Origin of the sequence: Achromobacter sp., assembly GCF_036567245.1 — a bacterium.
In the GTDB taxonomy this organism is placed as follows: Bacteria; Pseudomonadota; Gammaproteobacteria; order Burkholderiales; family Burkholderiaceae_B; genus Achromobacter.
On the sequence record NZ_DATCUY010000687.1, the window covers coordinates 1 to 8956 of the forward strand.

10 protein-coding genes are annotated in these 8956 nt (G+C 65.1%); 1 reads left to right on the forward strand and 9 read right to left on the reverse strand.

Translation table 11 applies throughout. The annotated features are described in order from the left end of the window. Nucleotides 1–27 precede the first annotated feature (27 nt). The gene (locus VIR09_RS29460; protein ID WP_332016096.1) at nucleotides 28–1275 is read right to left on the reverse strand and encodes a diaminopropionate ammonia-lyase; all 1248 of its coding nucleotides are present in this window, start codon (nucleotides 1273–1275) and stop codon (nucleotides 28–30) included. A 19-nt stretch (nucleotides 1276–1294) separates the two neighbouring features. Beyond that, nucleotides 1295–2143 carry a MurR/RpiR family transcriptional regulator gene (locus tag VIR09_RS29465; RefSeq protein WP_013394164.1) on the reverse strand — a complete coding sequence of 283 codons (849 nt, stop codon included), beginning with the start codon at nucleotides 2141–2143 and terminating at the stop codon, nucleotides 1295–1297. 287 nt (nucleotides 2144–2430) lie between these two features. Here VIR09_RS29465 and VIR09_RS29470 point away from each other — a divergent pair, with 287 nt between their 5' ends. Beyond that, complete coding sequence (locus VIR09_RS29470; protein ID WP_332016097.1) at nucleotides 2431–2820, forward strand: I78 family peptidase inhibitor; 390 nt, start codon at nucleotides 2431–2433, stop codon at nucleotides 2818–2820. A 33-nt stretch (nucleotides 2821–2853) separates the two neighbouring features. Here VIR09_RS29470 and VIR09_RS29475 read toward each other — a convergent pair whose 3' ends face one another. The 7 genes from VIR09_RS29475 to VIR09_RS29505 all read right to left on the reverse strand — a co-directional run bounded on the left by VIR09_RS29475 (nucleotide 2854) and on the right by VIR09_RS29505 (nucleotide 8915). After that, nucleotides 2854–3819: a LysR family transcriptional regulator gene (locus VIR09_RS29475; protein ID WP_332016098.1), complete on the reverse strand. Its 966-nt coding sequence runs from the start codon at nucleotides 3817–3819 to the stop codon at nucleotides 2854–2856. Nucleotides 3820–3863: 44 nt separating this feature from the next. Further along, nucleotides 3864–4598, reverse strand: coding sequence for an amino acid ABC transporter ATP-binding protein (locus VIR09_RS29480; RefSeq protein ID WP_013394167.1), 735 nt, complete (start codon nucleotides 4596–4598; stop codon nucleotides 3864–3866). Nucleotides 4599–4609: 11 nt separating this feature from the next. Further along, nucleotides 4610–5299, reverse strand: coding sequence for an amino acid ABC transporter permease (locus VIR09_RS29485; protein WP_013394168.1), 690 nt, complete (start codon nucleotides 5297–5299; stop codon nucleotides 4610–4612). Further along, the gene (locus tag VIR09_RS29490) at nucleotides 5292–5981 is read right to left on the reverse strand and encodes an amino acid ABC transporter permease (RefSeq protein ID WP_332016099.1); all 690 of its coding nucleotides are present in this window, start codon (nucleotides 5979–5981) and stop codon (nucleotides 5292–5294) included. The genes VIR09_RS29485 and VIR09_RS29490 overlap by 8 nt, the downstream gene beginning before the upstream one ends. 118 nt (nucleotides 5982–6099) lie before the next feature. Next, on the reverse strand, nucleotides 6100–6921 hold the full coding sequence (locus VIR09_RS29495; protein ID WP_332016100.1) for an ABC transporter substrate-binding protein: 822 nt from the start codon (nucleotides 6919–6921) through the stop codon (nucleotides 6100–6102). Between the two features lie 51 nt (nucleotides 6922–6972). After that, nucleotides 6973–8238: an aminotransferase class I/II-fold pyridoxal phosphate-dependent enzyme gene (locus VIR09_RS29500; RefSeq protein ID WP_332016101.1), complete on the reverse strand. Its 1266-nt coding sequence runs from the start codon at nucleotides 8236–8238 to the stop codon at nucleotides 6973–6975. Continuing rightward, nucleotides 8235–8915, reverse strand: coding sequence for an RraA family protein (locus VIR09_RS29505; RefSeq protein ID WP_332016102.1), 681 nt, complete (start codon nucleotides 8913–8915; stop codon nucleotides 8235–8237). Before VIR09_RS29505 ends, VIR09_RS29500 begins: the two co-directional genes overlap by 4 nt. Nucleotides 8916–8956 lie beyond the last annotated feature (41 nt).

Below are 8956 nucleotides of genomic sequence, written 5' to 3' on the forward strand. Positions count from 1 at the left end.
CGTGCTCCGACTTGAGCGCCGCGCCCGTCATGCCACGGCCTCGGCTTCGACTTCGGCGGCGCTCTTGCCGACGATGCGTTGATAGAGTTCCGGGTCGGTCGCCCCTTCGCTGCCGAATACCAGCACGCGGCTGGCAGCGTCCAGGCCCAACGCATCGCGCACGGCCGGATCAGCCAGCGCTGCCAGGCAACCGGTCAGCCCAGCGACGGCCGATTCGCCAGCCACGATGGGCGCATCGCCATACTTGCCGCTCGCCAGCAGACGCACCGTCTCCAGCGCCGCCTCGTCGTCGACCGTCAGGAAAGCCTGCGCGCCGGGATGCAGCACCTCCCACGCCAGCAAGGACACTTCGCCGCAGGCCAGACCGGCCATCACCGTATCCAGATCGCCGTGCACCGCCACCGGCTTGCCGGCGCGGGCGCTTTCGTACAGGCAGGCCGCCTTGTCCGGCTCCACCACGATGAAACGCGGACGGCGCTCGCCCAGCTGCTCCCAGAAATGCGCGCACACCGCAGCGGCCAGCCCGCCCACGCCGCCTTGCAGGAACACGTGCGTCGGCAATTCGCCATCGCCCGCCTCGCGCAGCTGGCGCAATGCCTCGTCGGCCATCACGGCATACCCCTGCATCACGTCCTTGGGCACTTCCATGTAGCCGGGATACGACGTATCCGAAACCACATAACGTCCGAGCCGAGCCGCGTCTTCCGCCGCCTGCCGCACCGAATCGTCGTAATTTCCAGGTGTGCGAACAACCTGCGCGCCATATTGCTCGATCGCCCGCTTGCGCCCTTCGCTGACGGTCGCGTGGATGTAGATCACGCATAGGCAGCCAAAGCGTTGCGCGCCCCAGGCGACAGAGCGGCCGTGGTTGCCATCGGTCGCGCAGGTCACCGTCATGGCCTGGGTCAGTTCCCGATAGCGGCCGGACAGCAAGTCCTCGACCGACAGATCGTCACGCCCCAGCTTGGCCGACAATTCCCGCAGCAATTGGCGGCTGACGGCATAGGCGCCGCCCAAGGCCTTGAAGCTACCCAGCCCGAAGCGGCCGCCCTCATCCTTGTACCGGATGCCCGCCACGCCCACGGCGCGGGCCAGCCCCGACAAATCCCGCAGCGGCGTCGGCTGATAGCCGGGCCAGCGGCGGATCTGCGTCTCGGCCAGCGCATAGGCCTGGCCGCCCAGTACGTCCAGCTGCCGTTGGCCATAAGACGCGGCGGGTTCGAAGGCCGGGTTGGGCGTGTATTGCAGCCGGACGTTCGGAATGGGATGGTTCAAGTCAGTCTCCTCTTGGAATTCAGCGATGCAAATCGCCGTAGTGTTCGTGCAGGCGTTCTATGTTCTGCAGACGTTCGCGCGCGGCAGGTCCGAGCTTGCGGGCCAGGGCCGAGCACAAATGATTGATGACGCTGGTGGCGGCGACGTAGGAATCGAACACGGCAGCGCCGCTGTTCACGCATCGCAACACCAGGTCCGAGCGCGCGGGCAATTCGGTGGCGGTGGGATCGGTCAACACCACGACCTTCGCGCCGACGCGGTTGGCATGTTCGACGATGGGCTTGAGCAGCGTGACGCGACGCCGGAAATCCATCACCAGCAGCACGTCGTCAGGCCCCAGATCGGCCAGATCCTCGGCCAGGTTCAAACCCGCGCCCGGCACCAACGCAACGCCGTCGCGCAATTGCGTCAGCAAGGCCCAGGCGTACTGCGCCAGCACCCGTCCATTGCGAAAGCCTGCGATACAAATGCGGCGGGCGCCGGCGAACAGCTCGATGGCCCGCTCCACGTCGCGGCTGTCCAGGCGCTCGAAGGTCTGGGCCAGGTTCTGCAAGTCGGTGGCCAGATGCTCGGCCAGCGCGTCGCCCGTCGCGTCCGGCGGGCGCACGCCCGCCATCTCGTACAGCGGAGACCCACGATCGGCCTCGTCGCGCGCCTGCGCCCGCACCTCATTGAAGTTCTCGTAGCCCAGACGTCGGAAAAACCGCCCCGCCGTGGCCTTGGACACGCCCGCCTTCTGTGCCAGTTCCGCGCCCGAATAGGCCGCGATATTGCCCAGGCACTCCAGGGTCACGCTGGCCAGCCGCTGCTCGCTGTCCGTGAAGCTGTCCTGCAGCGCGAGGATGCGCTCCTGCAACACCGAAGTCATGATGATCCCGCCTATGAAACTGTAGTTTCACAAATATATATTCATGAAACTATGGTGTCAACGCAAAATTCGGATCATCGGCCGGCGGCGAAAGCCCGCGGAAATCTGGGCGCAGGGAAAGGAATTCAATCAGCAGGCGTCAAGGCCATGGCGGCCTTGCATGCGCCAGAACGCGCACAGCGTCCTATAACGGCAACACCCTGCGCCGGCCGCATCCGCTCCCGGTCACAGCCCGCCATGGCTGGTCTATCATGGCTTTTTCGACGAGTTGTTGTAAGGAGCGTTACATGATCCGAAAGCTGATCCCTTTGCTGCTGGTCGCCAGCCTGACCGCATGCGCCAACACCGGCGCCCCGCGTTCATCCAGTGCGCCGGCAGCCTCCAGCTCCTCCAGCACCGCGTCCTCCTCTGACGCCGGGACCAGCAGCACGTTTGGCGGTTCCTCCTACGGCTCGTCCTCCATGGGCGGCGGCAAGACCTGCGACGCCGCCGCGCTGCAATCCCAGATCGGCCAAAAGGCCACCGCATCCGTCATGGAAGAACTGCGCACCCGCAGCGGCAGCGAAACCGCCCGCATGTTGCGTCCGGGGCAATTGGTCACGATGGAGTACAACGCTACGCGCTTGAACCTGATCGTTGACGACAAGGACGTCATGACCGCAATCCGCTGCGGCTGATGCCTCGCGGGGGCCGGCCCGGCCGGCCTCGCGCTACGCCTCTGGCGGCCTGACCGCCGGCGGCACATGGGGCAGGAACGCCCCCGCCACCTCGAAAGCACATTCCTCGCGCGCGATATCGATCACCCGGGCCACCACCGGGTTGACGATGTTCTTCTTGTGCACCGCGTAGTAATTGATCGTAGGCAGGTCGGGCTGCACATTCAGGCGGCATAACGCGCCACGCTCCACCAGCGGCGCGAAATACGCGCCCGGCAGATAGCTGATGCCCAGGCCCAGCATCGTCAGTTGCGCCATCATCCCCAGGCTGTTGCAGGTCAGCACCCGCTTGACCGGCAGGCCCTGTTCCGCGAACCAGGCATCGTACAGATGCGACAAGGCCGAATTGGTGGGCTGCGAGATCACCGGATAAGGCGCCAGGTCCTGCGGCGTCAGCTGCGCGGAAAAATCGATGTCCAACGCCGGACTGGCCATCCAGACGTTGGTGACCGCGCCCAGGTGGACGCAATCGTACTGGTAGCCCCAGAACGGGCCAGGCATGATGGCCAGGTCCAGTTCGTCCTGTTCCAGCCTTTCGTACAAGGTGATGCCGCCGTCGATCTCCGGCATCAATTGCACCCGCGGATAGCGCAGGCTGATCTGGCTGATCAGCCGCGCCAGCCAGGTCATGCCGACCAGTTCGGTAACGCCCAGCCGCACCACGCCTTCAAAGCTGGCCGGATCGGCCATGTTCTGCACGATGCGGCTGTTCAGGTCCAGCATTTCGCGCGCCAGCTCGTACAGCTTGCGGCCCTGCGGGGTCATGATCAGCTTCTTGGCGCGGCGCTCGAACAGCGGCGCACCGGCGAAGGTTTCCAGTTCGCCCACCCGCTTGGCGACCGCCGACTGGGTAGTGTGCAATTTGCGGGAAGACGCGCTGAAGCTGCCCAACTGGGAACTCCAGTAGAAAGCCTCTAGCTGTTTGAGGGTGTACATCGCGGCGGTCGATGCGAAACGCATGGAAACCCTCACCTTACCATCATGGCAACGCCCGCCGCCCGGCCTCAGCCGCGCGGATGCAGGATGTCCGCCAGGAAGCGCTGCGCGCGCGGATGCGAGGGCGCGCTGAAGAAGCGCTCGGGCGTATCCATCTCCAGGATCTCGCCCGCGTCCATGAAGACCACCCGGTCGCAAACGTCGCGCGCGAAGCCCATTTCGTGGGTCACGCACACCATGGTCATGCCGTCCTTGGCCAGGCCCTTCATCACTTGCAGCACCTCGCCCACCATCTCCGGGTCAAGCGCGCTGGTGGGTTCGTCGAACAGCATCACGGGCGGCTGCAAGGCCAGCGCCCGGGCGATCGCCACGCGCTGCTGCTGGCCGCCGGACAGCGAACCCGGATAGGCGTCGATCTTGTGCTCCAGCCCCACCCGCTCCAGCAGCCCGCGCGCCAATTCCACGGCTTGCTTGCGCGGCTGCTTGCGGATGCTGACAGGCGCGAAGATCACGTTCTCCAGCACGCTCATGTGCGGGAACAGATTGAACTGCTGGAACACGAAACCGATCTTCTGGCGCAGCGCGTTCAGGTCCGCTCCCTTGGCATAGATGTCCTTGCCGTCGATCAGGATCCGCCCTTTCTCAATCGGCTCCAGCCGGTTGATGGTGCGGATCATGGTCGACTTGCCCGAGCCCGACGGGCCGCACACCACCAGCACCTCGCCGCGCGCCACCGAAAGATCCACGTCCTTCAGCACATGATGCGCGCCGTACCACTTGTTCACTTTTTCTAGATTGATCATGTTTTGTTCCTTCAAGCCATGGCGCGCGAGCGGCGGATACGCAGGTCCAGCCAGCTCAGCCCGCGGCTCAGGCTGAAGCACACCAGGAAATAAATGATGGCCAGGATGCCGAAGACCTGCAGCGGCTTGGTCAGCACCAGGTTGTTGACCTGGTTGGCCGCAAAAGTCAGCTCGTTGACGCTGATGACATAGCCCAGCGAAGTCTCCTTGATGGTCGAGACGAACTGGCTGGTCATGCTGGGCAGCACATTGAACAGCGCCTGCGGCAGCACCACCCGGCGCATCGTGGTCCAGTAGCCCACACCCAGCGAGCGTGACGCTTCGATCTGGCCGCGCGGCACCGCCTCGATGCCTGAGCGGATCACTTCCGACAAGTAGGCGCTTTCGTAAACCACCAGCGCGAAGATCAGCGTCCAGAAGCCGCTGATCACCTGCCCGGTCAGCTTGGGCACCACGAAGTAGGCCCAGAAGATCAGCATCAGCAGCGGCATGCCGCGCACCACGTTGACCAGCGCCTTGCTAGCCGTACGCAGCCAGCCGTAGGGGCTGACCCGGGCCAGCGCGATCAAGAGCGCCAAAGGCAGCGACAAAGCCAGGCCGCAGGCGGCCAGAATCAGCGTCAGCGCCAGTCCGCCCAGAGGTCCGTTGGGGTATTGGCCAACCAGCAGCGTGGGCCAGTATTGCGACAGGAGATCAAGCACCGTGGCCTCCCCGGTTCAAACGATAGCGGTCATAGATGCGCGATCCGATGAGCATGATGAGGAACGATCCCAGCAGATACATGATCGTGGCGGCGCCAAAAGTGGCAAAGGTGCGGTAGGTCTCGTTTTCGATCTCGCGGGCCTGATAGGTCAGCTCCATCACGCCGATGGCCATGGCCACGCTGGTGTTCTTGAACAGCAGCAGCGCGCGCCCCACCAGCGGCGGAATCGAAATCCGCACCGCCTGCGGCACGATCACGAAACGCATGCATTGCAGATAGCTGGCGCCCAGCGCGCGGGCGGCCTCGAACTGCGTGAATGGAATGGCGCGCAAACCGCTGCGGATGTCTTCGGCGATGTACGCCGCCGACCCCAGCGCCAGCGCAATCGCCGCCAGCGACATCTCGGCGTTGTGCTGGTACAGCCACATGCGGAAACCCTCCGGCAGCAGCTCGGGCATGCCGAAATACCAGAACAGCACCTGCACCAGCAGCGGCACGTTGCGGTGGTATTCCACATAGGCGTCGACCAGCCACCGGCACGGCGCAAGGTTGGTCGCGCGCACCACCACCAGCGTCACCGCGATGGCAAAGGCCATGACCCAGGCAACCAGGAACAGCTGCACGGTCACGGCCATGCCGCTGAGCAGCAGCTGGTATTGGGAAGCGTCAAGTAGGTTCATAAAACAATCAATCTCCTGCTAGCGCGAGGCCCAGACCAAACGTCACGGGTCCCGGTCGCCCGCTGGATGCGGCGCCGGAACCCGTGACGAGGGACTCGCGATGGTGCTTAGCCCGACCTCAGCCCGCAATCGGACCGATCTTGAAGCCGCGCTCCAGCTTGTACGGCGTCTCGGGGCCGAACCACTTATCGAACAGCTTGGCGGCCACGCCCGAGGCTTCGGCCTCGTCCAGCGCCTGATTCACCGTCTCCAGGAAACGCGCTTCCGACTTGCGCACGCCCAGGCCCCAGGGCTCATCGAACACCGACTTGGCGATCACGCTGACGGGCGCCGTGGGCGGGCTTTGCAGCACCAGACGCACCAGCACCAATTCAGAAGCGAACTGCGCGTCCACCTTCTTCTGTTGCAAGGCCAGATAAGTGGCCGAACTGTCGCCATAGCCAATGACCTGCGACTTGTCCAGGATGCGCTTGATCTCACGCTCCGAGCTGGAACCCTTGGTGGCGCCGATGCGGCGGCCGTTCAGCGCTTCCACCGTCTCCAGGCCCGAATCCTTGCGCACCAGCAGCTTCTGCGGGCTGACGTAATAGGCGTGGCTGAAGCCGATTTGCTGGGCTCGGTCCGGCGAATAACCCAGGTTGGCCGCCAGGATGTCGACCCGCCCTTCATTCAATTCCGGCACCCGCGCCGCCACCGACAGCAGCTTGTAGCTGATCTTCACGCCCAGCTTGTCCGCAACCAGCTTGCACACGTCCACGTCATAGCCCACCAGCTGGCGCGTCGCGCCATCCTGGAAGCTGAACGGCTGCGACGTGCCCAGCGTGCCGCAAATCAGCTCGCCGCGCACCTTGATGTCATCCACCTGGTCGGCCTGCGCGGCGGCGCCCAGGGCCAGCGTCGCCAGGCCCAGGCAGGCGGCGAAAAGAGTGTGACGTTTCATGCTTGATTCCCCTTGTATGGTTGTATGGTGAACTGACTGCTTATCCCGGCCTCAGGCCAGCTTCGCGCAAGCTTCCCGGATGGCCGAGCAGCCCTGCTTGATATCGTCCATCGAAGCCGCGAACGACAACCTGAACGTGCCCGGCGCGCCATAGGCATGGCCGTCGATAACGGCCACGCCCGCTTCGCGCAGCAGATAGTGCGTCAGGTCGGTATCGGTCGCGATCACGTCGCCCGCCGGCGTCTTCTTGCCCAGCAGGCCCGAGCAGTCCGGGAACACATAGAACGCGCCCTGCGGCACGACGATATCCAGGCCCGGCGTGCCCGACAGCTCCGCAATCGCCAGATCGCGGCGCTGGCGGAACACCTGGGCAAACTCGGCCACGCAATCCTGCGGCCCCGACAAGGCCTCCAACGCGGCCGCCTGGCTCACGGACGAAGCGCCCGACGTGCTCTGCGACTGCAGGATAGCCATCGCCTTGATCAGCTCATCAGGACCCGCACCATAGCCGATGCGCCAGCCCGTCATGGCATAAGCCTTGGACACGCCATTGACCACCAGCGTGCGCGCCGCCAGTTCCGGCGCGACCTGCAGCGGATGCACCGTCGGCTCGCCAGTGAAGTTCAGGCGAGCGTAGATATCGTCCGTCATCAGCCACACCTGCGGATGGCGCTTCAACACCTCGGCCAGGCCGCGCAGCTCGTCCGCACTATAGACCGAGCCCGTAGGGTTGCTGGGCGCATTCATCATCAGCCACTTGGTGCGCGGCGTAATGGCGCGTTCCAGCGCTTCGGGCGTGACCTTGTAGCCGGTCGCCGGCGAGGTCTCCACCGCCACCGGCACGCCGCCGTTGACCAGCACCATGTCCGGGTACGACACCCAGAACGGCGCCGGGATCAGCACTTCGTCGCCATCGTTCAGCGTGGCGGCCAGGCCATTGAAGATCACCTGCTTGGCGCCCGTGCTGACGATGATGCGGCCCACCGGGTAGTCGACGCCCGTCGCTTCCTGCAAATGCTGGGCGGCGGCGCGGCGCAGTGCCACGGTGCCCTGGGCCGGCGGATACTTGGTTTCGCCGCGGTTCATGGCCGCGGTGGCCGCCAGGCGGATGTGTTCGGGCGTCGAGAAATCCGGCTCGCCGATGGTCAGGTCGATGATGCGGCGGCCCTGCTCGCGCAGTTCCGCGATGATGGCGCGCGCGGCTACGCTGGGCGACAGCTTGATGCGCTTGATGCGGTCGGCGACGATGCTGGGGGGTTGCGGGGTTTGGGTTTGGGTCACGGGTTGGCTCAGGGTTTGGCTCAGGGTTTGGCTCATTTCGCGGCTCCCGTCTTCTCAGCCAGGGTCTTCTCCAGCCAGGGCTTGGTGTAGGTGCCAGCGCGCAGCCTTTCCTTCGCCACGGCCTCGTCGGCTTCCTTCTTCTGCGCCAGGGCTAGCACAGCCGCGGCATGCTCAGCGGGAATCACCACCACGCCATCCGCGTCGCCCACCACCACGTCACCCGGGTTGACCACCTGGCCGCCCACCGACACCGGCACATTGATCTCGCCCGGACCGTCCTTGTACGGCCCCTTGTGCGACACAGCGCGCGCATAGCAACCGAACTCGCCTTGCGCGAACACGTCCAGGTCGCGCACCGCGCCGTCGATCACAAAACCTTCAATGCCGCGCGACTGCGCATCCATCATCATCAGTTCGCCCACCAGCGCATTGCTGGTATCGCCCGCGCCGTCGACGACGATCACGTCGCCCGCGCCGCCCAGCGAAATCGCCTTGTGGATCATCAGGTTGTCACCCGGACGGGTCTTGACGGTCAGCGCCAGGCCCACCGTGCGGCGGGCGCCGGCGTGCAGCGGGCGCAGGCCCGAAACGCCGTATAGGCGATTCATGCAGTCGCTGATCTGGGCCGAGCCGATGGCGGCGAAGCCGGCCAGCACGTCGGCCGAGACGGCCGGGCCGGAACGGGGAAGAATGCGGTATCCGATGGGATTCATGAGGAAGTCTGGGGTAGATGCGTGAACGGCGTTAAGCGAAC